Source organism: Pseudomonas sp. D2002 (assembly GCF_013385735.1).
GTDB lineage: Bacteria > Pseudomonadota > Gammaproteobacteria > Pseudomonadales > Pseudomonadaceae > Aquipseudomonas.
Window position 1 is genome coordinate 898,805 of the sequence record NZ_JACAPL010000003.1, and the last position, 24,878, is coordinate 923,682.

Consider the following 24,878-nt stretch of genomic DNA (forward strand, 5'->3'; position numbering starts at 1 on the left):
CCCACGGATTCAAGCCTGCGTGCGGGCATGCCGAGCCTAGGCGAGGCACCGAGTGGTGGGGCAAAGCGTTTTTTGGTTACTTTTTTAGGCGTTTGTAAAAAAGTGACCCGCCGTAAGGGCGGAACCCTAAGTGGCCGTTACCGCAGAAATGGATATGTACTCGGTCGTCCTGAACCAAACCACCAACCTACCCGCCGCCTTCGCGAGCAAGCCCGCTCCCACATTTGGATCGCGGCGTATCCGTTGAATCGGAGTCGACTTATGGAACTCAACGCAGGCAAGCCAGCTCCGACAGGAGGCTCTGCCGCCTCGACTATTGCGATTTGGGCAACAGTCATTATCTTGTTACACTCTGTATCGCACCGCTCACCTGCGTTAATTTGACGCACCGATGAGCGCGACGGCAAACACAGCTTCCCGCTCACCCCAATTTCCCTCGACTTATTTCCAGGGCTCTACACTGGGAATCTGTTTAAAGCCGCTGACTTCAGCGGCTTTTTTTTGCCGTAAAAAAGGCCAGGCACACCCCCACGACATTGGCCGTTTACGATTGACCAAAGGAGCTCCACCGGTGAAGAACTCGCTGACGTTCACCCCGCTATTCCTAGCGATTGCAGCAACGATCGCCCCCCTCGCCCACGCGGCAGACACCACCCCCGCCGACGGTTTCGTCGAAGGCGCAAGCCTCAAGATCAACACCCGCAACTACTACATGAACCGCGACCGTCGCGACATTCACACCGATGACAGCGAGGAATGGGGCCAGGGTTTCATCGGCACTTTCGAATCCGGCTACACCCAAGGCACTGTCGGCTTCGGCCTGGACCTCAACGCCATGCTCGGCCTCAAACTCGACGGCGGTGGCGGCACTGACGGTTCCAGCATCCTCCCGTACGGCAGCGGCAACGGCAAAGCCCCCGGTTCGTTCTCTACCGCTGGCGGCACCTTGAAGATGCGCGCCTTCGACACCGAGCTGAAAGCCGGCGACCTGTTCCTCAACAACCCGGTGATCGCCGGCGGCATGACCCGCATGCTGCCGCAGGACTTTCGTGGCGTGAGCCTGACCAACCACAGCTTCGACGGCTGGATGCTCGAAGGTGGCCAGGCCAGTTTCACCAAGCTCTACAACCAGAGCGGCCACCGGCGCATCGGCACCAGCTACGGCGCGCTGCCGGACCACGCCGACAGCAAGCACCTGAACTGGGCCGGTGTGTCGTTCAGCGGCATTCCAGGCGTGACCAGCAACCTGTACGCCTCCGAACTCAAGGACGTATGGCACCAGTACTACTACGACCTGGACTACACCTACGCGCTCAATGACCTGGTCAGCCTCAACCCGGGCCTGCACTACTACCACACCCAGGACACCGGCCAGTCACTGCTGGGCAATATCGACAACAACACCTACAGCCTGCATTTCACCGTGGGCGTGGGCAACCACAGCGTCACCGCCGCCTACCAGCGGGTCAACGGCAACACGCCGTTCGACTACATCAGCCAGGGCGACAGCGTTTACCTGGACAACTCCCAGCAATACTCGGACTTCAACGGCCCCAACGAGCGCTCGTGGAAACTCAAGTACGCCTACGACTTCGCCGGCCTCGGCATGCCTGGGCTGACGTCCGCCGTGTCCTACATCAGCGGCAAGACCGACCTGACCAAGGTCGACCCCAACAGCCGTGGCTACAGCGCCTGGTACAGCGCCGATGGCAAGGACGCGAAACACTGGGAGCGGGACATCGACTTGAAGTACGTGGTGCAAGGCGGCAAGGCCAAGGATCTGGCGGTACGCCTGCAGTGGGCAACCAACCGTGGCGGCAATGGCTACGCGGCGGTGGATCGCGATGTGGATGAATACCGGGTAATCGTGGACTACCCGATCAACGTGTTCTAACCCGCTGATTTTTCTTTTTTAGCCCATGCTCTAATTTTCATCGCGTAGAACTAAACTGCCAGTATCTTCCCTGTTGAAGCCTGCGCGATGAGTCAACTCCGCCCTCCTTCTTTGCCTGCACGCTCGGAGCTTTTGCTGATTCTGGGCAGTGGCCTCACCGTTATCCTGATTGTGATTATCGTTGCAGCGTTGCTGACCCGCGAACACGCCAGCACCTTGCAGGCGGCCAAACGCGCAACCACCAATATCACCCAACTGATCAATGCCGATGTGTTGCGTAACGCCGAGCTGTATGACTTGGCGCTGCTGGGCTTGATCAGCGCCGCCAAGCGCAAGGACCTGGCGCAGGCGTCGCCGGAAATCCGCCACGTGGTGCAGTTTGATCAATCCAACGCGGCGCCCTTCAAAGGCGAAGTGCTGTTGCTGGATGCCGATGGCGCGGTGATTGCCGACTCCTCGACGCTGCGGCCCACACCGCGCAATTTCGCCAACCGCGATTATTTCCAGGTGCATAAACAGAATGCCCAGGCAGGCCTGTTTATCAGCCGGCCGTTCAAGATCCGCTGCGATTGCGACCAAGTCTGGCGCATGGCATTCAGTCGCCGAATAAGCGGGCCCGACGGCGAGTTTGCCGGTGTCGCGGTGGCGACGATGCGTTTGGCGTACTTCGATCAGTTGTTCAACCGCCTCACCATCGGCAATGGCAGCTCGGTCAACCTGCTGAACAATCGCGGCATTCTCCTGGCCCAGCAGCCGCTGCTGGAACGCGACATGATCGATAAAGACCTCAGCGATCGGCCCAACTTCAAACGCATACTGCGCGAAGGCCAAGGCAGCTTTCGGGCTATCTCAGCCATCAGTGGCACAGAGCGTTTATACACCTTCACCAATGTCGGTGAGCTGCCGCTGATTGTGGTGGTGGCGCTGGCCAGTGAGGACGTGTTCGCCCCCTGGAAGCGCGCCGCGCTGCTTACCAGTGGCGCCACCGGCGTGCTCTGCATAGGTTTGTTATGGCTGACCTGGATGTTGCGCCGTGAACTGCGTCGCCGTTATCGCGCCGAACAGGTGCTGTCGGAGCTGGCCGCCACCGATGCCCTGACTGGCCTGGCCAACCGCCGTATCCTGGATCAACGCCTGGGCCTGGAATGGGAACGCGCACAGCGTTCCACCGAGCCGCTGACGCTGTTGATGATCGACGTGGACCACTTCAAGGCTTTCAACGACCGCCATGGCCATCATGGCGGTGACGCGGCACTGCGCACGGTCGCCCAGGTGATCGGCGGCAACATCCGCCGCCCAGCCGACCTGGCTGCACGGTATGGCGGGGAAGAGTTTGCGGTGGTGCTGCCGAATACCGACGCCAAGGGCGCCTGGGTGATCGCCGAGCATATCCGCAGCGAAGTCGAGCACCTGCCACGGGTCGCCGGTGCCGAGCGGCCGATCACCGTAAGTATCGGCATGAGTACCTGGGACAAACGCAGCCGCCTATCACTCGAGGCGTTGCTGCTGCACGCGGATCAGGCGCTGTATGAGGCCAAGCACAGCGGGCGCAACCGGATTGTGGAGGCGGCCACACGCTGATCGGCTGCAACGCCCTGCACGTACTACGCTATTGGCATCCTCGAAGCAGAAGTAAGCCCGATGAGCCCGAGCCTTTCCCGCCCTACACGTCGCCCGGAGCGCTTGCTGATCCTGGGCAGCGTGCTCACGGCCCTGCTGATCGTGGCGATCGTGGCGGTGCTGCTGATTCGTGAACACGCCAGCACCCTGCAGACCGCCAAACGCACCGCGAACAACATTACCCAACTGATCGACGCGGATGTACTGCGCAATGCCGAGCTCTACGACATGGCCCTCAAAGGCCTGATCGCCGCCACGGAGCGCAATGACCTGCACAGCGTTTCCGCCGAAATTCGTCACCTGGTGCTGTTCGACCGCTCCGCCGCCGCACCGTACAAGGGCGACATCCTGCTGCTCGACGCCAACGGCGAGGTGATTGCCGACTCGTCCTTGCTCACGCCCAAGACCGGTAACTTTGCCGACCGGGACTATTTTCAGGCGCACCGGAAAAAACCTGATATCGGGCTGTATATCAGCCGGCCGTTCATGGCGCGCTGCGTGTGTGACGACCAATGGCGCATTGCATTCAGCCGGCGTATTTCCGGGCCCGATGGACGCTTTCAGGGCGTCGCGGTGGCGTCCATGCGCCTGTCGTACTTTCACCAACTGTTCAGCAGCCTGAACATCGGCAGCAACAGCACCATTAACCTGATCAACCAGCAGGGCATCCTGCTTGCGCAATACCCCCTGCTGGAACTCGACATGATCGACAAGGACTTGAGCCAGCGCCCCAACGTCGCGCGCATGCTCAAGGAACGCGACGGCAGCTTTCGCGGGGTTTCCAGCGTCGACCACCAGGAACGGCTCTATACCTTTTCCAGTGTGGGCGACTTACCGCTGATCGTGGCGGTGGCCCTGTCTACCGAAGACATCTTCGCCCAATGGAAGCGCGCGGCCTTGCTGATCAGCCTGGCAACCGGCGTGCTGTGCATTGGCTTGCTATGGCTGAGCTGGATGCTGAGCAAAGAATTGCGCCGCCGCCACCGCGCCGAGCAGGTGCTGTCAGAACTGGCAGCCACCGATGCCCTGACCGGGTTGGCCAACCGCCGCACCCTGGACCAGCGCCTGCGCCAGGAATGGGACCGCGCGCAACGCTCAACGGAGCCGCTGACTTTGCTGATGATCGACGTAGACCACTTCAAGGCTTTCAACGACCGTCATGGCCACCACGGCGGTGACGCGGCATTGCGCACGGTGGCCCAGGTGATCGAAGACAACATCCGCCGCCCCGCTGACCTGGCGGCGCGCTACGGCGGGGAGGAGTTTGCGGTGGTGCTGCCGCATACCGACGCTAAAGGCGCGTGGCTGATCGCCGAGCATATCCGCAGCAGTGTCGAGCACCTGCCACGGGTCGCCGGCGCCGAGCGGCCGATTACGGTGAGTATCGGCATGAGTACGTGGGACAAGCGCAGCCGCATGTCGTTGGAGGCGTTGTTGTTGAGTGCGGATCAGGCGTTGTATGAGGCCAAGCACAGCGGGCGCAATCGGATTGTGGATACTGCAACGCTTCAAGCTGGGTGAGTGCAGCGTAAATTAATAGCGAAGCTGCGATGCAGGTGCCTTGGTATTTATGGCGTACCGCAGTGATGCTATCGCGGGCAAGCCAGCTCCCACAGGAGGGCTGCGGTGCTTTCACATCAGGCATAAAAAAAGGCCACCCGAAGGTGGCCTTTCAAAACTAAAGAAAGAGAGTTGTTACTTACACCGCCGCAACGGGACGCATGTAAGAGATCGGTGCGGTGCTGGCATCTTCGAAGGTCACGACTTCCCAAGCGTCTGTCTGCTCAATCAACTTGCGCAGCAGCTGGTTGTTAAGGGCGTGGCCCGACTTGAAGCCTTTGAACTCGCCTATCAGGCTATTGCCCAGCAGGTAGAGGTCACCGATTGCATCGAGGATCTTGTGCTTCACGAATTCGTCTTCGTAGCGAAGGCCGTCTTCGTTCAGTACACCATCCGCGTCGACCACAATGGCGTTTTCAACGCTGCCGCCGAGTGCGAGGTTGTGCTTGCGCAGGTACTCGATGTCACTCATGAAACCAAAGGTACGGGCGCGGCTGACTTCTTTTACGAACGAAGTGCTGGAAAAATCCACGCTTGCACTTTGGGTGCGGTCACGGAATACCGGGTGATCGAAATCGATCTCAAAGCTCACTTTAAAGCCTTCGAACGGGACGAAGGTGGCGCGCTTGTCGCCGTCTTCTACTGTCACTTCCCGCAGAATGCGAATGAACTTCTTGGCTGCGTCCTGTTCTTCCAGGCCGGCAGATTGAATCAAGAATACGAAGGGTCCAGCGCTGCCATCCATGATCGGGACTTCGGACGCGGAGAGCTCGACGTAGGCGTTATCGATGCCCAGGCCAGCCATGGCCGAGAGCAAGTGCTCCACCGTGTCCACTTTGACGTCACCGTTGACCAATGTGGTCGACATCGTGGTTTCGCCAACGTTTTCCGCGCGAGCAGGAATCTGCACCACAGGGTCCAGGTCGGCACGAACAAACACGATGCCGGTGTCGACAGGTGCGGGCTTGAGGGTCAGGTATACCTTCTCCCCGGAGTGCAGACCTACACCTGTGGCACGGATAATATTCTTCAGGGTGCGTTGTTTAATCATGGCTTGGACCGCTTCAGCGCAAATTGCGAACTGGTATCAACAAAGGCTGGCGATAATAACAGACCAGACCTTTGCTGAACACCAATCACCTTCATAGCCCTGATACATTCCATTAATCGGCCTGACGACGCAGGAATGCCGGGATGTCCAGGTAGTCCAGATCATCTTGCGGATTCGGGCTACGGGACGCCGCAGCACCGGCCTGAGCCTGGTTGCGCATCACGGTCGGACGGTCCAGATCACGATAGTTCACAGACGGCAGTTCCTGGCGCGCAGGCGCTGGAGCGGCAGCTTGCTGGCTGGCGTGGCTGTTGTGGCCGGTGTGAACGGTATTGTCGATGACCTTCACAGGCTTCTCGATTTTAGCGCCCAGGCCGGTAGCCACCACGGTCACGTGCAGTTCATCACGCATGTCCGGGTCGATAACGGTGCCGACTTTGACCATCGCGTGCTCGGAAGCGAAGGCTTCGATGATGCTACCCACGTCGGAGTACTCACCCAGGGACAGGTCAGGACCGGCGGTGATGTTCACCAGGATGCCGCGTGCGCCTTGCAGGTTCACGTCTTCCAGCAACGGGTTGCGGATCGCCGCTTCAGTGGCTTCACGCGCACGGTTCGGACCGCTGGCGCAGCCAGTGCCCATCATCGCCATGCCCATTTCGCTCATGACAGTACGTACGTCGGCAAAGTCGACGTTGATCATGCCTGGGCGCTTGATGATGTCGGAGATACCGCGAACGGCACCGGCCAGTACATCGTCAGCCTTGGCGAACGCGGACAGCAGGCTTGCGTCCTTGCCCAGGATGGTCAGCAGCTTCTCGTTGGGAATGGTGATCAACGAGTCGACGCTTTCAGACAGCAGACGGATGCCTTCGTCGGCGATCTGCATGCGCTTGCGGCCTTCGAACGGGAACGGACGGGTGACGACAGCAACCGTCAGAATCCCCATTTCCTTGGCCACTTCGGCAATGATCGGGGCCGCACCGGTACCGGTACCGCCGCCCATGCCAGTGGTGATGAACACCATGTTGGTGCCTTGCAGCACTTCAGCAATACGCTCGCGGTCTTCCAGTGCGGCTTGACGGCCGACTTCCGGGTTGGCGCCAGCGCCGAGGCCCTTGGTCACGGCTGTGCCCAATTGCAGGATGGTCCGCGCGCCGATGCTTTTCAGCGCCTGGGCATCAGTGTTGGCGCAGATGAATTCAACGCCTTCAATGTTGCTTTTGACCATGTGGTTGACAGCGTTGCCGCCGCCACCGCCGACACCGATTACTTTGATAACCGGGCTTGCGGGGATGTTGTCTACGAGTTCGAACATGTTCCCTCTCCTTTCATTTTCTCTAGTTTTTTCGCCTACTGCTTACTGCGGTGCTGCGGTGTCGCGGTAAATCGTTAGAAATTGCCTTTTACCCAAGCCTGCAGCCGCTCGAACAACGGCGCTTTCGCCTCGTCGTCGCTGCGGTAGCTGTCACGGATACTTGGGCCCGACAGGGAAATGCCGTCGGTCTGCTTTTGCAGCCCGTACAACAGCAAGCCCACACCGGTTGAATAAATCGGGTTGCGCACCACGTCGCCCAGGCCTTTGACACCATGGGGCACGCCCAGGCGAACCGGCATGTGGAAGATTTCCTCGGCCAGTTCGACCGCGCCTTCCATCTTCGAGGTGCCACCGGTCAGCACGATGCCGGCCGGGATCAAATCTTCATAACCGCTGCGGCGCAGTTCAGCCTGGATCAGGGTGAACAGCTCGTCGTAGCGAGGCTCGACCACTTCGGCCAGGGCCTGACGCGACAGCTCACGCGGTGGGCGATCGCCGACGCTTGGCACCTTGATGGTTTCACCGGCACCAGCCAGTTTGGCCAGGGCGCAGGCGTAACGGATCTTGATTTCTTCGGCGTACTGGGTCGGCGTACGCAGCGCCATGGCGATGTCGTTGGTGACCTGGTCACCGGCAATCGGGATCACGGCGGTGTGACGGATCGCACCCTCGGTGAAAATCGCGATATCGGTGGTGCCGCCGCCGATGTCGACCAGGCACACGCCCAGCTCTTTTTCGTCGTCGGTCAGTACCGAGTAGGCCGACGCCAGCTGCTCAAGAATGATGTCGTCGATTTCCAGGCCGCAGCGGCGCACGCATTTTTCAATGTTCTGTGCGGCGTTTACGGCGCAGGTCACCACGTGAACCTTGGCCTCCAGACGTACGCCCGACATGCCCAGCGGCTCACGAACGCCTTCCTGGTTATCGATCACGTAGTCCTGCGGCAGGGTGTGCAGCACGCGCTGGTCAGCCGGGATCGCCACGGCCTGGGCGGCGTCGAGTACGCGCTCAAGGTCGGCGGAGCTGACTTCACGGTCGCGGATCGCCACGATGCCGTGGGAATTCAGGCTGCGGATATGGTTGCCGGCCACGCCGACGAACGCAGAGTGAATCCGGCAACCGGCCATCAGCTGCGCTTCTTCGATGGCGCGCTGGATCGATTGCACGGTGGACTCGATGTTCACCACCACGCCCTTCTTCAGGCCCCGGGACGGATGCGTGCCGATACCGACGATTTCGATAACACCGTCTTCACCGACCTCGCCGACCAGCGCCACCACTTTGGAGGTGCCGATATCGAGACCGACGATCATTTTTCCGCTTTGCACGTTTGCCATGGGTCCTGCCTCTTCTTAATTCTTCGCGACAGCGGGTTTGGCTGTCGTCGGCGCAGCTGGTTCACGCCAGCCGACGGCCAGGCCGTTGGCGTAACGCAGGTCGACGCTCGCAATGTTCGTAATCTGTTCTTTCAAGGTCTTGTCATAGATGGCAATAAAGCGGCGCATCTTTTCCACCAGGTTGCCGCGTCCCAGCAGCAACTCGATGCCCGGGCCGGAACTGCCTGCCCCGGTGGTCAAAAACCAGCTGCCCCGTTCACGCAGTTCCAGGCGTGCAATGGAGAAACCCAGCGGGCGCAGCATCTGGCTCAAGGCCTGGTACTGCTGCATTACTTGCTGTTGCGCCCGCTGCGGCCCGATCAACTGCGGCAGGTGTTCGTAATTCGCCAACTCGCGCGGGGTAAACGCCTGGCCCTGGTTGTTCAGCAGCGCGCCATCGCCCCAACGGGCCACGGGCAGCTGTTCTTCCAGGCGGATCGTCACCTGGTCCGGCCAGACGCGGCGGACTTCGGCGTGGGCGATCCACGGCATTTGCTCCAGCTCCGAGCGCATACCGGCCAGGTCGATGGTAAAGAAGCTCGCCGCCAGGTACGGGCCGATGCGCTGCTGTACCGCTTGCTGACTGATGTAGCTCAAGTCGCCCTGAACACTGATCTTGGTAATCGGTCGATCGGCATACGGCAACAGGCGCTGCGCACCTTCGTAAGTACCAAAGCCCAACGCTACCAACAGCACCGGCCAAAACAGCGCTTTGAGAAAACCAAAGTTGGCTTTCGGCAGGCGCGCCGACATCGGCTCTTTAGCCACCATTCGGCTGGCACCCCGAGGCACCGGCTTGCGGCTGGGCACTGGAGGTTGCTGATGACGAAGCGATGCGCCGTTCATGTGTTTAGCCTCTTGGCTCAATGCTTGCGGCCAGGATCGCCAGCACCAACTGCTGGAAATCCAAACCGGCTGCACGGGCTGCCATAGGTACCAGGCTGTGATCGGTCATACCGGGAGCGGTGTTGACTTCCAGGAACCAGAAATTCCCTTGGTCATCCTGCATCACGTCTGCCCGCGCCCAACCGGCGATACCCAGCGCCTCACAGGCTTTCGCCGTGAGGTCCATCAATTCCTGTTCCTTGGTTGCGTCGAGGCCGCACGGGATCCGGTACTGGGTATCGGAAGCCACGTACTTGGCGTCGTAGTCGTAAAAGGTGTGGGGCGTACCCAATGCGATAGGCGGCAATACCTGGCCACGCAGGGTGGCGATGGTGTACTCAGGGCCTTGAATCCACTGTTCCACCAACACTTGCGAATCGTAGGTACTTGCCGCTTTCCATGCGTCGATCAATTCGGCGGCCGAGTTCACTTTGGCCATGCCGATACTGGAGCCTTCATGGGCTGGTTTGACGATCAAAGGCAGGCCCAGTTCCTTGGCTGCGCAAATACAATCGTCTTCGCTGCACAGCACGCTGTGACGCGGGGTTGGAATACCCAGGCTGTGCCACACCTGCTTGGTGCGCAACTTGTCCATCGCCAGTGCCGACGCGAGGATGCCGCTGCCGGTGTAAGGGATGCCGGCGCACTCGAGCAAGCCTTGCATGCTGCCGTCTTCGCCGCCACGGCCGTGCAGGATGATGAAGGCACGGTCGATTTTTTCGGCCTGCAGGCGGGCGAGGAAATCATCGCCCACGTCGATACCGAACGCGTTCACGCCGGCACTTTGCAGGGCTTCAAGCACGGCATTGCCGGACTTGAGCGACACTTCACGCTCGGCGCTCTTGCCGCCAAACAGCACGGCCACGCGGCCGAAGTCGGCAGGCGTAATCGTGGAAAACAGGGCGTCGTAATGGGTGGTCATTTCGACTTCCCCTGCACGGCGCCGAACAGCGGGCTCGCCAGCAACTTGGGCGCAAGGCCACCGATATCACCGGCGCCCTGGCACAGCAGGATGTCACCGGCACGCAGCAGCGGCTTGACGATCGGCGCCAGGTCCACACCGCGCTCGATGTAGATCGGGTCCAACTGGCCACGCTGACGGATGCTGTTGCACAGCTTGCGGCTGTCGGCGCCCGGGATCGGCTCTTCACCGGCCGGGTAGACTTCCATCAACAGCAGCACGTTGGCATCGGCCAATACATTGACGAAATCGTCGTACAGATCACGGGTGCGGCTGTAGCGGTGCGGCTGGTAAACCATCACCAGGCGACGCTCCGGCCAGCCACCGCGCACGGCTTTGATGACTGCGGCGACTTCGGTCGGGTGGTGACCGTAATCGTCCACCAGCATCACGTCGCCGCCGTCCACCGGCAATTGGCCGTAGACCTGGAAGCGACGGCCAACCCCGGCAAAGCGCGACAGGCCTTCAACGATGGCTTCATCGCTGACGCCCTCGTCGGAGGCGATGCAGATGGTCGCCAGGGAATTGAGCACGTTGTGGTTACCCGGCATGTTCACCGAGACATCCAGTGGTTCGCGGTCGGGGCGCAGCACGGTGAAGAAGGTTTGCATGCCTTCCTGGCGCACATTGATCGCGCGCACGTCGGCGTCTTCGCTGAAGCCGTAGGTCACGGTCGGACGCTTGACCAGCGGCAGGATTTCACGCACGACAGGATCGTCCAGGCACACCACGGCCAAACCGTAGAACGGCAGGTTGTGCAGGAATTCGACGAAGGTTTTCTTCAACTTGTTGAAGTCACCGTCGTAGGTCGCCATGTGGTCTTCGTCGATGTTGGTGACCACCGCAACCAGCGGTTGCAGGTGCAGGAAGCTCGCGTCACTTTCATCGGCTTCGGCGATCAGGTAGCGGCTGGTGCCGAGCTGGGCATTGGTGCCCGCTGCATTCAGACGGCCACCGATCACGAAGGTCGGGTCCAGGCCACCGGCGGCGAACACCGAGGCAATCAGGCTGGTGGTGGTGGTTTTGCCGTGCGTACCGGCAACGGCGATGCCGTGGCGATAGCGCATCAGCTCGGCGAGCATCTCGGCACGCGGCACCACGGGGATACGGCGCTCAAGGGCGGTGGCCACTTCCGGGTTGGAGGTGTTCACGGCACTGGAAACCACCAGCACGTCAGCCTCGGCGGCGTTCTCGGCGCGGTGGCCGATAAAGATTTGCGCGCCAAAGGACTTCAGGCGGTCGGTGACCGGCGACTCTTTCAAGTCGGAGCCGGACACTTGGTAGCCCAGGTTCAGCAGTACTTCGGCAATACCGCACATGCCCACACCGCCGATACCGACGAAGTGAATGCGACGGATGCGGCGCATTTCCGGTTGTGGCATGGCTTTCTGATTCTCAACCATGGGCCACCTCCAGGCAGATATCGACCACGGTGCGGGTTGCGTCAGGTTTGGCCAGGCGGCTTGCGGTGCTCGCCATGCTGTTGAGTCGTTCCGGTTGCATCAAAACCTCGGTCAGGCGTGCGGCCAAATCGGCGGCGCCAGTCGTTCTTTGCGGCAGCAGGAAGGCAGCGCCCTCCCCGGCCAAATATTCGGCGTTGCGGGTCTGGTGATCGTCAATCGCGTGGGGCAAAGGCACCAGCAAGGACGGCAGACCGGCGGCGGCCAGTTCACTGACGGTCAGCGCACCAGCGCGACAGACCACCAGGTCGGCCCAGCCATAGGCGTGGGCCATGTCTTTAATGAAGGGCTGTACATTCGCCTCGACCCCGGCCTCGCGATAGCGAGTGGCGGTCACTTCATCGTGGTTCTTGCCGGCCTGGTGGAAGATCTCCGGGCGCAATTCCACAGAGAGTTGCGCCAGCGCTTCGGGCAGCAATTTATTCAGCGGCTCGGCGCCCAGGCTTCCGCCCAGAATCAGCAGATGCGCCTTGCGCCCGGCCAATGCCTCACGGGCAATGGCCATAAACAGTTCAGTGCGCACCGGGTTGCCGGTGGTGCGCAGCTTGTCCGAGGCGGCAAAGGTTTTCGGGAACGCTTCACACACCCGTGCGGCCAACGGCACCAGCAGGCGGTTGGCAGTACCGGCGACGGCGTTCTGCTCGTGCACGATCACCGGCACACCGGCGAGCTTGGCTGCCACGCCGCCAGGGCCGGTCACGTAACCACCAAAACCGAGCACGCACACCGGCTTCAATTCGCGGATGACGTTGCGTGCCTGCCACACCGCCTTGAGCAACACGAACGGCGCCTTGAGCAGGGACAGCTTGCCCTTGCCACGCAGGCCGGTGACGTTGATCAAATGCAGCTGCAAGCCGGCATTCGGCACCAATTCATTTTCGATGCCGCGCGGTGTACCGAGCCAATGCACGGTGTAGCCGCGGTTCTGGAATTCGCGCGCGCACGCCAGGGCCGGGAACACGTGGCCCCCGGTGCCGCCCGCCATGATCAGCACGTTAGCGCCCATGGTTCGGCTCCTCGGCAAAATCGCTTTCGCTGAATTCCATCTCTTCGCTGCCCAAGTGGGTTCGACTCTCCCACTCGATGCGCAGCAATAACCCCAGGCACGCGCAGCAAATCACCAACGAACTGCCGCCGTAACTGAGGAACGGCAAGGTCAGGCCCTTGGTCGGCAGCAGACCGACGTTCACGCCGATGTTGATCAGGAACTGGCCGATCCACAGGAACGACAAGCCGTACGCCACATACGCGGCGAAATACTGTTTGGCTTTCTCGGCCCACAAGCCGATGTACATGCCGCGCACACACACGAACACGAACAGTGCGACGGTGCACAGCGAACCGACCACGCCCAGTTCTTCGGCGAGTACCGAGAACACGAAGTCGGTGTGCGCTTCCGGCAGGTAGAACTGCTTCTGCACGCTGTTGCCCAGGCCCACGCCCAGCCATTCGCCGCGACCGAAGGCAATCAGCGCCTGGGTCAACTGGTAGCCGGAACCGAACTGGTCGGACCATGGGTCGGTAAAGGTGATCAGACGCGCCATCCGGTAGGGTTGCGCCTGCACCAGCACCGTCACGGCAGCCACGGCCAGCACCACCATCAAGGTGAAACGGAACAGGCCGACGCCACCGAGGAATAGCATGGCGGCGGCGGCACCCATCATCACCACGGTGGCACCGAAGTCGGGCTCCATCAGCAACAGGCCAGCCATCGGCAGCAGCACGATGAAGGGCTTGAAGAAGCCCATCCAGCTTTCGCGGACTTCTTTCTGACGCCGCACCAGGTAGCCGGCGAGGTAGATCACCACGAACACCTTGGCGATTTCCGACGGCTGCACGTTGAACGCACCGAAGCCGATCCAGCGCATCGAACCGTTCACCTCGCGGCCGATGCCGGGCAGGATCACCATGATCAGCAAGCCAAACGCGCCGATCAGCATCATCCAGCCCAGGCGCTGCCAGGTGGCAATCGGGATCATCATGGTGACGATGCACGCGCCGAGGCCGATGACCAAATACACCAGGTGACGGATCATCATGTACAGGGTGTTGCCCGACTGCACGGCGGCCACTTCGGAGGATGCCGAGGTGATCATCACCAAGCCCAGGCCCAGCAGCGCGAGGCAGCCGGCGAGCATCGGGAAGTCGAGGTCGATGCCACGGCCAGTGATGATCGGCGACGGGTACGGCTTGATGATATTTCTGAAATTCATGCCAAGGCCTCCACGCCGCGGGCGAACAGCTGGCCGCGCTCTTCGTAGTTCTTGAACATGTCGAAACTGGCGCACGCCGGCGACAGCAGCACTGCATCACCCGGCTGGGCCAGGGCTTGGCAGTGAGCGATGGCGTCGTCCAGGGACGTGGCACGCACTTGCGGCACCGCGTCACCGAGGGCGGCGGCGATCAAATCGGAATCACGGCCCATCAGCACCACGGCGCGGCAATGGGCGGCCACCGGACCTTTGAGGTCCTTGAAGTCGGCACCTTTGCCATCGCCACCAGCGATCAGCACCAGCTTGCCTTCGATGTCGGCACCCAGGCCTTCGATGGCAGCCAGGGCAGCACCGACGTTGGTGGCCTTGGAATCGTTGTAATAGCTGACGCCGTTGAGGTCGCGCACCCACTGGCAGCGGTGCTCAAGACCGGCGAAGGTGCGCAGGCTGGCGAGCATGGCATCGAACGGCAGGCCGACCGCATGACCGAGCGCCAAGGCTGCGAGCGCATTGGACTGGTTATGCGCGCCACGGATTTTCAGCTCACGCACCGGCATCAGGTTCTGGAATTCGAAGGCCAGGTATTTCTCGCCGTTCTCTTCGCGAATGCCGAAGGCTTTGAAATCGGGTTTGCCGAGGCCAAAGGTCCAGCACGGCAGGCCTTCGCCCATCAGCGGACGGCTCAGGGCGTCTTGACGGTTGACCACGACTTGCCTGGCACCACGGAAAATCCGGTGCTTGGCCAAGTGATACGCCGGCAGGCCGCTGTAGCGGTCCATGTGGTCTTCGCTGACGTTCAACACGGTGGCCACTTCGGCGCCGAGGTCGTGGGTGGTTTCAAGCTGGAAGCTCGACAGTTCCATCACGTACAGCTCGACGTCGTCGCTGAGCAAATCCAGCGCCGGTGTGCCGAGGTTACCGCCCACGGCCACGCGCTTGCCGGCCGCAATGGCCATCTCGCCCACCAGCGTGGTCACGGTGCTTTTCGCGTTGGAGCCGCTGATGGCCACAATCGGCGCTTTCGCGTTGCGCGCGAACAGGTCGATATCGCCGGAGAGCTTCACGCCACGTGCGGCAGCAGCTTGCAAAGCCGGTGTCGCCAGGGCTAAGCCTGGGCTCACGTAGAGCTCATCGGCACGGCACAGAAACTCGACATCCAGCTCGCCACAACGCACTTCCACGTGCGGGTAGTCACGGCGCAGCGTGACCAGCTCCGGTGGATTTTCCCGCGTATCGGCCACAGCAAACGACGTGCCCCGGTTCGCCAGGAAGCGAACCAGGGACATGCCGCTCTTGCCGAGGCCGACAACGATGCGGAAGTGGTCTGAAGCGATCAGGGACACTCGTTTCTACCTCAGTTTCAGGGTGGCAAGGCCGACCAGTACCAGAATCACGGTGATGATCCAGAAACGGACGATCACGCGTGGCTCGGGCCAGCCCTTGAGTTCAAAGTGGTGGTGAATCGGCGCCATGCGGAACACGCGGCGCCCGGTCAATTTGAAGGAAGCCACCTGGATGACCACCGACAGGGTTTCCATCACGAACACACCGCCCATGATGAACAACACGATTTCCTGGCGAACGATTACCGCAATGGTGCCCAGGGCTGCGCCCAGCGCCAGTGCACCGACGTCGCCCATGAAGACTTGTGCCGGGTAGGTGTTGAACCACAGGAACCCCAGGCCGGCACCGATCAGCGCGCCGCAGAACACAATCAGCTCACCTGCGCCCGGCACATACGGGATCAGCAGGTATTCAGCGAATTTCACGTTACCCGACAGGTAGCAGAAAATGCCGAGCGCGCCGCCGACCATCACCGTCGGCATGATCGCCAGGCCGTCGAGGCCGTCGGTCAGGTTCACCGCGTTGCTGGAGCCGACGATCACGAAGTAGGTCAGCACCACAAAGCCGATGCCCAGTGGAATGCTGGCGTCCTTGAGCATCGGAATGATCAAGGTGGTTTCAACCGCGCTTGGCGCAGTGGTGTACAGGAAAATCGCGGCGGCAAGGCCGAATACCGACTGCCAGAAATACTTCCAGCGGCTTGGCAGCCCCTTGGAGTTTTTCTCGATCACTTTGCGGTAGTCATCGACCCAGCCGATGGCGCCGAACAACAGGGTCACCAGCAGCACCACCCACACGTAGCGGTTATGCAGGTCGGCCCACAACAAGGTGCTGACGCCAATGGACGACAGGATCAGCGCGCCGCCCATGGTCGGGGTGCCGGATTTGGACAGGTGCGACTGCGGGCCGTCATTACGAACCGATTGACCAATTTGCAGGTTCTGCAGGGTGCGGATCATCCACGGCCCCAGGAACAGCGACAGAGACAGCGCGGTCAGCACACCCAGAATCCCGCGCAGGGTCAGGTACTGAAAGACCGCGAAGCCTTTGTGGAACTGTTGCAGATACTCAGCCAGCAGCAGCAGCATTAATGTTTCTCCGTACTTGAGCCACACAAGGCCGCGACGACGTTTTCCATCACCGCGCTGCGCGATCCCTTGATCAAAATGGTTGTGTGTTTGTCTTGTTCTGCCGCCACCAGGGCCTGGATCAGCTCGGCCTGGGTAGCGAAATGCCGCGCGCCGAGGCCGAAGGCGTCGACGGCGTGAGCCATGTTCGGGCCGACGGCGTAGAACGCGTCGACTTTGCCGGTGGCGTACGCGCCGACTTCACGATGGGACTGTTCGGCCCAGTCGCCCAGCTCGGCGATATCGCCCAGTACCAGCACCTTGCGACCGTCGAAGCTTTTCAGCAGGTCGATGGCGGCGCAGATCGAGGATTGGTTGGCGTTGTAGGTGTCATCAATCACGCGCATGCCATTGGTTGCCAGTTGCGCAACCGTGCGGCCTTTGACCGGCTGCACCGCGCCCAACCCGGTGGCGATACCAAACAGCGACACGCCCAGGGCATGCGCGGCAGCCGCAGCGGCCAAGGCGTTGGCGACGTTGTGGTTGCCCAGCAGATTCAGTTGTACGTGCTCGCTACCTTGCGGGGTGTGCAAGGTGAAGGACGGGCAGCCACGCGCGTCGACGCGGATATCGGAAGCGTGGAAATCGGCGGCTGCATTCAACACGGCAAACGTCAGCACTTTGCGACCGGCGGCGCGTACACGCCAGGTCTCGAAGGCCTTGTCGTCGAGGTTCAATACTGCAGTGCCCGCGGCGTCGAGACCTTCAAGGATTTCACCCTTGGCTTCGACGATTTTCTCGGGGCCGCCGAACTCGCCAACGTGGGCGGTGCCGGCATTGTTGATGATTGCCACGTGGGGCTTGGTCAGCGCCACGGTGTAGGCGATTTCGCCGACGCGCGAAGCACCCAGTTCGATCACCGCCGCCGTGTGTTCCGGGGCCAGTTCGAGCAGGGTCAGCGGTGCGCCGAAATCATTGTTCAGGTTGCCACGGGTGGCGAGCACCGGCCCGCGCGTGCGCAGGACGCCGGCGAGCAATTCCTTGACCGTGGTTTTGCCGCTGGAGCCGGTGATGGCTGCAACCGGCTTGTCAAACGCGGCGCGGTTCAGCGCACCCAACTGGCCCAGGGCCAGACGGGTGTCGGCAACCAACAGTTGCGGCAAGGTGGAATCCGCCACTTCGCGCTGCACCAGGGCACCCACGGCACCTTTGGCGGCGACGTCATTCAGGTAGTCGTGGCCGTCGAAGCGCGGGCCGGCCAGTGCAACAAACAATTGCCCAGGCTGGATGTTGCGGCTGTCGATACTCACGCCGTCGAAGCTGCAATCACTCGACACTACGCGGGCCGACAGGGCCTGGGTCAGTTCGCTGAATTTCATCGCTTTAAGCATGCGCGACCTCCCAGGCGGTCAGGGCGTGATCGGCCTCGACCAGATCGGAGAAGGCATGGCGTTCGCCGTTGATTTCCTGGTAGTCCTCGTGACCTTTGCCGGCCAGCACCACCACATCGTCAGCGCTGGCGCTGGCGATCAGTTGGGCAATGGCGGCGCCACGACCGGCGACGAAGGTCGCCTTGGACGCGTCTTTGAAACCGGCACGGATGTCATCGAAAATCTGGCTCGGGTCTTCGCTGCGCGGGTTGTCGTCGGTGACGAGTACGCCATCGGCCAGGCGCTCGACGATCTCGGCCATCAACGGGCGCTTGCCGCGATCACGATCGCCGCCGCAGCCGAACAGGCAGAGCAATTTGCCCTTGGCGTGTGGGCGCAAGGCTTCGAGGACTTTTTCCAGGGCGTCCGGGGTGTGGGCGTAATCGACCACCACCAGCGGCTGCGAGCCGCCGCCCAAACGCTGCATGCGACCGGCCGGGCCTTCCAGTTTGGGCAGTACACGCAGGATTTCATCCAGGGCGTAATCCAGGCCGAGTAATGCACCGATGGCCGCCAGCACGTTGCTCAGGTTGAAGCGCCCCAGCAAGGTGCTGCGCAAGTGGTGCTCGCCCTGCGGCGTGACCAGCGTGGCGAGCACGCCTTCGTCATTAAAGTGGGCGTCGCGGCAATACAGGTACGCGCTGGAATCTTCCAGGCTGTAGCTGATCAGGCGCGCTTCACTGTCTTCGGCAGCCAGTTGGCGACCAAAAGCGTCATCGAGGTTTACCACCCGGCACTTCAAGTCATTCCAGGCGAACAGCTTGGCCTTGGCGGCAGCGTATGCCTCCATGGTGCCGTGATAATCGAGGTGATCGCGCGACAGGTTGGTCATCACCGCCACGTCAAAGGCCAGCGCCGTCACGCGGCCTTGGTCCAGGCCGTGGGAGGACACTTCCATGGCAACCGCCTTGGCACCGGCCTTTTTCAGGTCGGCCAGGGTCGCTTGCACGGCAATCGGGTTTGGTGTGGTGTGCAGGCCGCTTTGCAGCGCGCCATAAAAACCGGTGCCCAGGGTGCCGACAATGCCGCAGTGTTGGCCGAGCAGGTCAAGCGCCTGCGCCACAAGCTGGGTCACGCTGGTCTTGCCGTTGGTGCCGGTCACGCCGACCAGGTTGAGCTGACGGCTCGGGTCACCATAAAAACGCCCGGCGATATCCGACAGTTGCGCAGCCAGGCCTTTGACCGGAATCAACGGCACGTCGGTGATCGGCAGCACGGTGGCGCCTTCGACTTCATACGCCACGGCCGCAGCACCGCGCTGCAGCGCATCGGCGATATGCGCGCGGCCATCGAACTTGCCGCCAGGCACGGCCAGGAACAGGTCACCGGCGCGTACATTTCGGCTGTCCAGGCTCAACTCGCGAATCAGTAGATCGCGTCCGGCGTGGGCAAAAATCTTGTTCAAGCTAAGAGACATCAGCCGCGCCCTCCATTGGCTTTGGCAGCAGCGGCCGGCGGGCCGGCGTTCGCTTGTTGGGTGGGCGGCAGGTTGTCCGGCGTGATGTTCATCAGGCGCAGGGTGCCGGACATCACTTTGCTGAACACCGGCGCCGACACCAGGCCACCGAAATAGCCGGCCTTGCTCGGCTCATCAATCACCACAACGATGGCGTAGCGCGGGTCGCTCATCGGGCCGAAGCCGGCGAACAGCGAACGATACGAGTTCTCGGCGTAGCCCTTGGTGCCCACCGACGTTTTACGTGCAGTACCCGACTTGCCGGCCACGTGATACGCCGGCACCTGGGCGCGGAATACACCGCGTGGCGCTTCGATCACTTGTTGCAGCATGCCTTGCATGGTCTTGGCGACGTTTTCCGGAATGACCTGGGTGGCTTTCGGCGCTTCGTCGACGTGGATCAGGCTCAGTGGAACCATCCGGCCATTATTGGCCAATACAGAGAAAGCATGGGCCAATTGGATCGCGGTCACCGACAGGCCGTAGCCGTAGGAAAGCGTGGCAGTCTCGGCTTTTTTCCAGTCGCGGTAGTTCGGCAGGTTACCCACGCGCTCGCCTGGGAAATCCAGACCGGTGGGTTGGCCCAAGCCGATTTTTTGCGCCAGGTGGTAGATGGTTTCACCGCCGATATCGAAGGCGACTTTACTCATGCCCACGTTACTGGAGTTGATCAGGATGCCTGTCAAATCCAGCACTGGGCCTTCGGTACGGGACACGTCTCGAATGGTGTATTTGCCCAACTGCAAGGTGCCTGGGTAAACCTCGACTTTGTCGCTGGGTTTCCAGCGCCCGGTTTCCAGGGCGGCACTCATGGAGATGGCTTTCATGGTCGAACCCGGCTCGAACACGTCGATCATCGCGCGGTTACGCATCATCGCCGGTTGCAGGTTGCGACGGTTGTTCGGGTTGTAGGTCGGCTGGTTGACCATGGCGAGAATCTCGCCGGTCTTCACGTCCATAATCACCAGGCTACCGGCCTTGGCGCCGTTCTCGATGATTGCGTTACGCAGCTCGCGGTTGGCCAGGTATTGCAGACGCAGGTCAATCGACAACGCCAAGGGCTTACCGGCCTTGGCGTTTTTGGTGACCTGGACGTCTTTGATCAGTCTGCCGCGCCGATCCTTGATGACCTGCCGTTTGCCGGGGACCCCGGCCAGCCATTCATCGTAGGCGAGTTCCACGCCTTCGCGGCCGTGGTCATCGATGTCGGTAAAGCCCACCATGTGAGCGGTGGTTTCACCGGCCGGGTAGAAACGACGAAATTCCTCGATGCCGTAGACACCGGGGACTTTAAGGTCGAGCACTTGCTGGCCCTGTTCAGGGGTAAGCCCGCGAACCAGGTAGATGAATTCTTTATTGGCCTGGGCTTCCAGGCGCTCGGACAAGGCTTTCGGGTCTTGGCCCAGGGCCGCGGCCAATTCTGGCCACTTGTCCTTGGCAACCTGCAATTCCTTGGCGTTGGCCCACAAGGTGGTCACCGGTGTACTGACGGCCAGGGGCTCGCCGTTACGGTCGGTAATCAGGCCGCGGTGCGCAGGAATCGGAATGTGACGCAGGCTACGGGCATCGCCCTGGCCGATCAGGAAGTCACGGTCGACCACTTGCAGGTCGATGATGCGCCAGGCAATCGCGCCCACCATCAATGCCAGCAAGCCGAGCATCAGACGGAAGCGCCATGGGTAGAGTGCGCCTTCGAGTTTCATCATGGCGCCACCATGCGAACTTCGGCCGCGCCCGGAATGTGCATTTTCAGTTGCTCGGTCGCCAGCACTTCGATGCGGCTATGGGCGGTCCAGGTGCTTTGCTCGAGGATCAACCGGCCCCACTCCGCCTGCGCTTTATCACGCACACTCAATTCCCCGTACAGGGTATTGAGCAATTGGCGGTTGTAGTGGGCGCTGTAGGACACCGCAATCGCGGAAATCAATACGCCGACAAACAGCAGCAACATAAAGAAGCTGCCGCCCGGGAGGGGCTTGGCGAAAAGCTTGCTCACCGCAGCTTCTCCGCAACGCGCATGACGGCGCTACGGGAACGAGGGTTGGCCTTGAGTTCGGCTTCGGAAGCGAACTGCGCTTTGCCATGGATTTTGATTTTCGGCACAAAGGCTTCGAAACGTACCGGCAGGTTGCGCGGCAGGTTATCGGACTCGCCCTTGACCAGACGACGCATGAACAGTTTGACGATGCGGTCTTCCAGGGAGTGGAAGCTGATCACCACCAGGCGACCACCCACTTCCAAGGCTTCCAGCGCGGCTTCGAGGCCGGCTTCCAAATCGCCCAATTCGTTGTTGACGTGAATACGCAGGCCCTGGAACGCGCGGGTCGCCGGGTTCTTGCCCTTTTCCCAGGCAGGGTTGGCGACTTTCAGCACTTCGGCCAGGTCGGCAGTGCGCTCGAACGGCTGGATTTCGCGACGCTCGACCACGGCGCGGGCCATGCGACCGGCGAAGCGTTCTTCACCGTATTCCTTGAACACGCGGGCGATTTCTTCAACCGGTGCAGTGGCAATGAACTGCGCCGCACTGACGCCACGGGTCGGGTCCATGCGCATGTCGAGCGGGCCGTCGTTCATGAAGCTGAAGCCGCGCTCCGGGTCGTCAAGCTGCGGCGAAGACACGCCCAGATCGAGCAAAACCCCGGCCACCTTGCCTGCCATGCCACGTTCGGCGACTTCGGCACCGAGCTCGGCAAAGCTGCGCTGCACAACGACAAAGCGGCCGTCTTCGGCCGCTAGCGCTTGCCCGGTGGCAATCGCTTGAGGGTCTTTGTCGAACCCGAGGAGTTTGCCGTCGGACCCGAGCTGGCTGAGTATCAGCCGACTGTGCCCGCCCCTGCCGAAGGTGCCATCCAAATAGCAGCCATCCGCACGTACGGCGAGAGCCTCAACGGCTTCGTCAAGCAGTACGGTGATGTGGTTAAAGCCGCTATCAATAGTCACAGGATCAAATCACGCAGTTCATCAGGCATGGCGCCCGGTTGTTGAATAGCAGCCAGGTCTGCTGCAGAAACAGCATCCCAAGCATCTTCGTCCCACAATTGGAACTTGTTCAGTTGGCCGACCAGCATTGCGCGCTTGTCCAGCTTGGCGTACTCGCGCAAACGTGGAGGCACCAGGAAACGACCGCTGCCATCGAGTTCGAGGTCGACGGCGTTACCAATCAGCAAACGCTGCAGGCGGCGGTTTTCTTCACGCAATGAAGGCAGAGCGCGCAACTTGGTTTCAATCAACTCCCACTCGTCGAGGGGGTAAACACATAAACAAGGGTCAACGGCGTCAATCGTGATGATTAACTGCCCGGAGCTTCGCGAAATGAGCTCGTCACGATACCGGCTCGGCATGGCGAGACGGCCTTTTGCATCGAGACTGATAGCGTTAGCTCCGCGAAACACAGATGCGTTTCTCCAAATTTTAGCGTTTTACGTTCAAAAAACCCACTTTGTGCCACTTTCCGCCACTTGCGCACACTATAGGAATGCGCCCACCACACCGTCAAGGCGCGGATTCAAGGAAAAGCCTTACAGAACGGAGATTTAGGAGCGCAAAAGGAGGAGAAAGGCGAGTTCGGCGAGGATTTTGACTCAACAATCGCAAATAGCTCATAGAGCTATAGCTCAAAGTTAAAGTAATTTATTAAGAGTAAGATTTTTTTGGTATTACGAAGACGCATCTGCCAATGATTCGGCAGGGAGGGATTCTTGCGTTACTACCGGTTTTCTGCCCGAGATTCAGACAGAAGGAAAAAAGGTGGAGAGTCGATCTGTAAGCCGGGTTCTGTCTTGAACAGTCATTCGTCTACGATGGCCATCACTGGACATCTTTAGCAACCTACCCGGTCCCAGCGCGGGCCACGCCTTGGGACCCTATTTGGTCTTGCTCCAAGTGGGGTTTACCTAGCCACGAACTGTTGCCAGTCGTGCGGTGCGCTCTTACCGCACCTTTTCACCCTTACCGGCACCGAAGTGCTTAGGCGGTTATTTTCTGTGGCACTTTCCGTAGGCTCACGCCTCCCAGGCATTACCTGGCACTTCGCCCTATGGAGCCCGGACTTTCCTCCCCCCCCTAATTTTCATAGAGGGCAGCGACTGTCCAATCGACTCTCCGCCGCGCAGGTTAACGGCACGGCGGCCTCAGGACAAGTATTAAAAGTACAGCAATGCCATCACGTTCAGACGGAATACAGGTTTAACCCCGGAACTATTCGGCTTTCTGTTTATCCAGCGCAACTTGATACAGAACATTCTTACGCACGCCGGTAATTTCAGCCGCCAGTGCCGCTGCGCGCTTGAGGGGCATTTCCTTGAGCAGCAAATCCAGAATGCGCATGGCCTCACTGCCCACCGCATTTTCTTCTTCCGGCGCCGTCCAACCCGCCACCAGCACCACGCACTCACCGCGCTGTTGATTGCTGTCGCCTTCTACAAACGCGCGCAGCGCTTCCAACGGCAAGCCCTTGAGGGTTTCGAAGGTCTTGGTCAGCTCACGCGCCAGCAACGCGAGGCGTTCGCCGCCGAACACCAGCTCCATATCCTGCAGGCATTCCAGGATGCGGTGCGGGGCTTCATAGAAGATCAACGTGCGCGGTTCTTCCTTTAGTGCCTGCAGACGCGCACGGCGCCCAACCGTCTTGGCCGGCAGGAAGCCCTCGAAGATAAAACGATCCGACGGCAACCCGGCGGCAGATAATGCTGCAATCAGCGCGCACGCCCCCGGAACAGGCACTACATTGATAGCAGCGGCACGCGCCTGACGAACCAGGTGGTAGCCAGGATCGGAAATCAGCGGCGTACCGGCATCGGAGATCAGCGCCACATCGTCACCGGCCAACAGGCGCGTGATAAAACGGCTGCCTTCTTCGCGTTCGTTATGCTCGTGGCACGCGGCGAGTGGCGTGCTGATACCAAAATGCTGCATCAACCGCTGGGAGTGTCGCGTGTCTTCCGCCGCGATCAGTTTTACCTCGCGCAACACTTTCAGGGCTCGAGCACTGATGTCGTCCAGGTTGCCAATGGGCGTCGCCACGACAAAAAGCGAGCCTGCAGTGGAATTCAAAGGACCTGGAGCAGTCAAAACGCACACCTCGATGGTAGGGAAAAGTCGCATTGTAGCGCGTAGGCGCCTCGATAATATGCCCGCAAGTTCGGCCGTCGATGCTCGTTTGCAACAATTGCACGACCTAAATCGACGGTTTCACGCCAGTAACATCGCGCCTGGGCCAGTGCTTGGGTACAATTCCACGCTAA

Annotated in this window: 20 protein-coding genes and 1 other RNA gene; 3 read left to right on the forward strand and 18 right to left on the reverse strand. The window is 60.9% G+C overall.

What is annotated here, in order from left to right; translation table 11 throughout:
* Nucleotides 1-571: 571 nt before the first annotated feature.
* From HX783_RS07385 to HX783_RS07395, 3 genes are all read left to right on the forward strand, one after another.
* Nucleotides 572-1,894 (forward strand): OprD family porin, encoded by a 1,323-nt coding sequence (locus HX783_RS07385; protein WP_177016468.1) that lies wholly within the window; start codon nucleotides 572-574, stop codon nucleotides 1,892-1,894.
* An 87-nt stretch (nucleotides 1,895-1,981) separates the two neighbouring features.
* Complete coding sequence (locus HX783_RS07390; protein WP_177016469.1) at nucleotides 1,982-3,475, forward strand: sensor domain-containing diguanylate cyclase; 1,494 nt, start codon at nucleotides 1,982-1,984, stop codon at nucleotides 3,473-3,475.
* Nucleotides 3,476-3,535: 60 nt separating this feature from the next.
* The gene (locus HX783_RS07395; protein WP_177016470.1) at nucleotides 3,536-5,035 is read left to right on the forward strand and encodes a sensor domain-containing diguanylate cyclase; all 1,500 of its coding nucleotides are present in this window, start codon (nucleotides 3,536-3,538) and stop codon (nucleotides 5,033-5,035) included.
* A gap of 178 nt (nucleotides 5,036-5,213) precedes the next feature.
* Here HX783_RS07395 and lpxC read toward each other — a convergent pair whose 3' ends face one another.
* The 18 genes from lpxC to rsmI all read right to left on the reverse strand — a co-directional run bounded on the left by lpxC (nucleotide 5,214) and on the right by rsmI (nucleotide 24,738).
* Entirely contained in the window at nucleotides 5,214-6,125 is a 912-nt protein-coding gene (gene lpxC, locus HX783_RS07400; protein ID WP_003171886.1) for a UDP-3-O-acyl-N-acetylglucosamine deacetylase, read from the reverse strand.
* A 112-nt stretch (nucleotides 6,126-6,237) separates the two neighbouring features.
* Complete coding sequence (gene ftsZ / locus HX783_RS07405; RefSeq protein WP_017138180.1) at nucleotides 6,238-7,443, reverse strand: cell division protein FtsZ; 1,206 nt, start codon at nucleotides 7,441-7,443, stop codon at nucleotides 6,238-6,240.
* Nucleotides 7,444-7,517: 74 nt separating this feature from the next.
* Entirely contained in the window at nucleotides 7,518-8,780 is a 1,263-nt protein-coding gene (gene ftsA, locus HX783_RS07410; protein ID WP_110623104.1) for a cell division protein FtsA, read from the reverse strand.
* 15 nt (nucleotides 8,781-8,795) lie between these two features.
* Nucleotides 8,796-9,665 carry a cell division protein FtsQ/DivIB gene (locus HX783_RS07415; RefSeq protein WP_159954310.1) on the reverse strand — a complete coding sequence of 290 codons (870 nt, stop codon included), beginning with the start codon at nucleotides 9,663-9,665 and terminating at the stop codon, nucleotides 8,796-8,798.
* 4 nt (nucleotides 9,666-9,669) lie between these two features.
* Nucleotides 9,670-10,626: a D-alanine--D-alanine ligase gene (locus HX783_RS07420; RefSeq protein WP_177016471.1), complete on the reverse strand. Its 957-nt coding sequence runs from the start codon at nucleotides 10,624-10,626 to the stop codon at nucleotides 9,670-9,672.
* Nucleotides 10,623-12,068 (reverse strand): UDP-N-acetylmuramate--L-alanine ligase, encoded by a 1,446-nt coding sequence (murC, locus tag HX783_RS07425; RefSeq protein ID WP_177016472.1) that lies wholly within the window; start codon nucleotides 12,066-12,068, stop codon nucleotides 10,623-10,625. The genes HX783_RS07420 and murC overlap by 4 nt, the downstream gene beginning before the upstream one ends.
* Nucleotides 12,061-13,131 carry an undecaprenyldiphospho-muramoylpentapeptide beta-N-acetylglucosaminyltransferase gene (gene murG / locus HX783_RS07430; RefSeq protein ID WP_177016473.1) on the reverse strand — a complete coding sequence of 357 codons (1,071 nt, stop codon included), beginning with the start codon at nucleotides 13,129-13,131 and terminating at the stop codon, nucleotides 12,061-12,063. Before murG ends, murC begins: the two co-directional genes overlap by 8 nt.
* A complete protein-coding gene (gene ftsW / locus HX783_RS07435) occupies nucleotides 13,121-14,338 on the reverse strand; it encodes a putative lipid II flippase FtsW (RefSeq protein ID WP_159954306.1) in 1,218 nt (405 codons plus the stop codon). The genes murG and ftsW overlap by 11 nt, the downstream gene beginning before the upstream one ends.
* On the reverse strand, nucleotides 14,335-15,681 hold the full coding sequence (gene murD / locus HX783_RS07440; RefSeq protein WP_177016474.1) for a UDP-N-acetylmuramoyl-L-alanine--D-glutamate ligase: 1,347 nt from the start codon (nucleotides 15,679-15,681) through the stop codon (nucleotides 14,335-14,337). Before murD ends, ftsW begins: the two co-directional genes overlap by 4 nt.
* A gap of 6 nt (nucleotides 15,682-15,687) precedes the next feature.
* Complete coding sequence (mraY, locus tag HX783_RS07445; protein WP_159954304.1) at nucleotides 15,688-16,770, reverse strand: phospho-N-acetylmuramoyl-pentapeptide-transferase; 1,083 nt, start codon at nucleotides 16,768-16,770, stop codon at nucleotides 15,688-15,690.
* A complete protein-coding gene (gene murF / locus HX783_RS07450; protein ID WP_177016475.1) occupies nucleotides 16,770-18,140 on the reverse strand; it encodes a UDP-N-acetylmuramoyl-tripeptide--D-alanyl-D-alanine ligase in 1,371 nt (456 codons plus the stop codon). Before murF ends, mraY begins: the two co-directional genes overlap by 1 nt.
* Nucleotides 18,133-19,596, reverse strand: coding sequence for a UDP-N-acetylmuramoyl-L-alanyl-D-glutamate--2,6-diaminopimelate ligase (locus HX783_RS07455; protein WP_177016476.1), 1,464 nt, complete (start codon nucleotides 19,594-19,596; stop codon nucleotides 18,133-18,135). Before HX783_RS07455 ends, murF begins: the two co-directional genes overlap by 8 nt.
* Complete coding sequence (locus HX783_RS07460; protein WP_164487968.1) at nucleotides 19,596-21,338, reverse strand: penicillin-binding protein 2; 1,743 nt, start codon at nucleotides 21,336-21,338, stop codon at nucleotides 19,596-19,598. Before HX783_RS07460 ends, HX783_RS07455 begins: the two co-directional genes overlap by 1 nt.
* The gene (ftsL, locus tag HX783_RS07465; RefSeq protein WP_010213047.1) at nucleotides 21,338-21,631 is read right to left on the reverse strand and encodes a cell division protein FtsL; all 294 of its coding nucleotides are present in this window, start codon (nucleotides 21,629-21,631) and stop codon (nucleotides 21,338-21,340) included. Before ftsL ends, HX783_RS07460 begins: the two co-directional genes overlap by 1 nt.
* Nucleotides 21,628-22,575 (reverse strand): 16S rRNA (cytosine(1402)-N(4))-methyltransferase RsmH, encoded by a 948-nt coding sequence (gene rsmH / locus HX783_RS07470; RefSeq protein WP_012722289.1) that lies wholly within the window; start codon nucleotides 22,573-22,575, stop codon nucleotides 21,628-21,630. The genes ftsL and rsmH overlap by 4 nt, the downstream gene beginning before the upstream one ends.
* On the reverse strand, nucleotides 22,572-23,027 hold the full coding sequence (gene mraZ / locus HX783_RS07475; RefSeq protein WP_003171868.1) for a division/cell wall cluster transcriptional repressor MraZ: 456 nt from the start codon (nucleotides 23,025-23,027) through the stop codon (nucleotides 22,572-22,574). The genes rsmH and mraZ overlap by 4 nt, the downstream gene beginning before the upstream one ends.
* A gap of 355 nt (nucleotides 23,028-23,382) precedes the next feature.
* Nucleotides 23,383-23,736, reverse strand: an RNA gene (gene rnpB / locus HX783_RS07480) — RNase P RNA component class A.
* A 96-nt stretch (nucleotides 23,737-23,832) separates the two neighbouring features.
* Nucleotides 23,833-24,738: a 16S rRNA (cytidine(1402)-2'-O)-methyltransferase gene (gene rsmI / locus HX783_RS07485; protein ID WP_177016477.1), complete on the reverse strand. Its 906-nt coding sequence runs from the start codon at nucleotides 24,736-24,738 to the stop codon at nucleotides 23,833-23,835.
* Between the last annotated feature and the right edge of the window lie 140 nt (nucleotides 24,739-24,878).

Coding starts and splice junctions, on each gene's coding strand:
- ftsA (WP_110623104.1), bottom strand. CDS start 8,780: ATGGCAAACGTGCAAAGCGGAAAAATGATCGTCGGTCTCGATATCGGC.
- mraY (WP_159954304.1), bottom strand. CDS start 16,770: ATGCTGCTGCTGCTGGCTGAGTATCTGCAACAGTTCCACAAAGGCTTC.
- HX783_RS07420 (WP_177016471.1), bottom strand. CDS start 10,626: ATGACCACCCATTACGACGCCCTGTTTTCCACGATTACGCCTGCCGAC.
- HX783_RS07460 (WP_164487968.1), bottom strand. CDS start 21,338: ATGAAACTCGAAGGCGCACTCTACCCATGGCGCTTCCGTCTGATGCTC.
- rsmI (WP_177016477.1), bottom strand. CDS start 24,738: ATGCGACTTTTCCCTACCATCGAGGTGTGCGTTTTGACTGCTCCAGGT.
- ftsZ (WP_017138180.1), bottom strand. CDS start 7,443: ATGTTCGAACTCGTAGACAACATCCCCGCAAGCCCGGTTATCAAAGTA.
- murF (WP_177016475.1), bottom strand. CDS start 18,140: ATGCTTAAAGCGATGAAATTCAGCGAACTGACCCAGGCCCTGTCGGCC.
- HX783_RS07390 (WP_177016469.1), top strand. CDS start 1,982: ATGAGTCAACTCCGCCCTCCTTCTTTGCCTGCACGCTCGGAGCTTTTG.
- HX783_RS07455 (WP_177016476.1), bottom strand. CDS start 19,596: ATGTCTCTTAGCTTGAACAAGATTTTTGCCCACGCCGGACGCGATCTA.
- ftsW (WP_159954306.1), bottom strand. CDS start 14,338: ATGAATTTCAGAAATATCATCAAGCCGTACCCGTCGCCGATCATCACT.
- lpxC (WP_003171886.1), bottom strand. CDS start 6,125: ATGATTAAACAACGCACCCTGAAGAATATTATCCGTGCCACAGGTGTA.
- murC (WP_177016472.1), bottom strand. CDS start 12,068: ATGGTTGAGAATCAGAAAGCCATGCCACAACCGGAAATGCGCCGCATC.
- HX783_RS07395 (WP_177016470.1), top strand. CDS start 3,536: ATGAGCCCGAGCCTTTCCCGCCCTACACGTCGCCCGGAGCGCTTGCTG.
- HX783_RS07415 (WP_159954310.1), bottom strand. CDS start 9,665: ATGAACGGCGCATCGCTTCGTCATCAGCAACCTCCAGTGCCCAGCCGC.
- murG (WP_177016473.1), bottom strand. CDS start 13,131: ATGGGCGCTAACGTGCTGATCATGGCGGGCGGCACCGGGGGCCACGTG.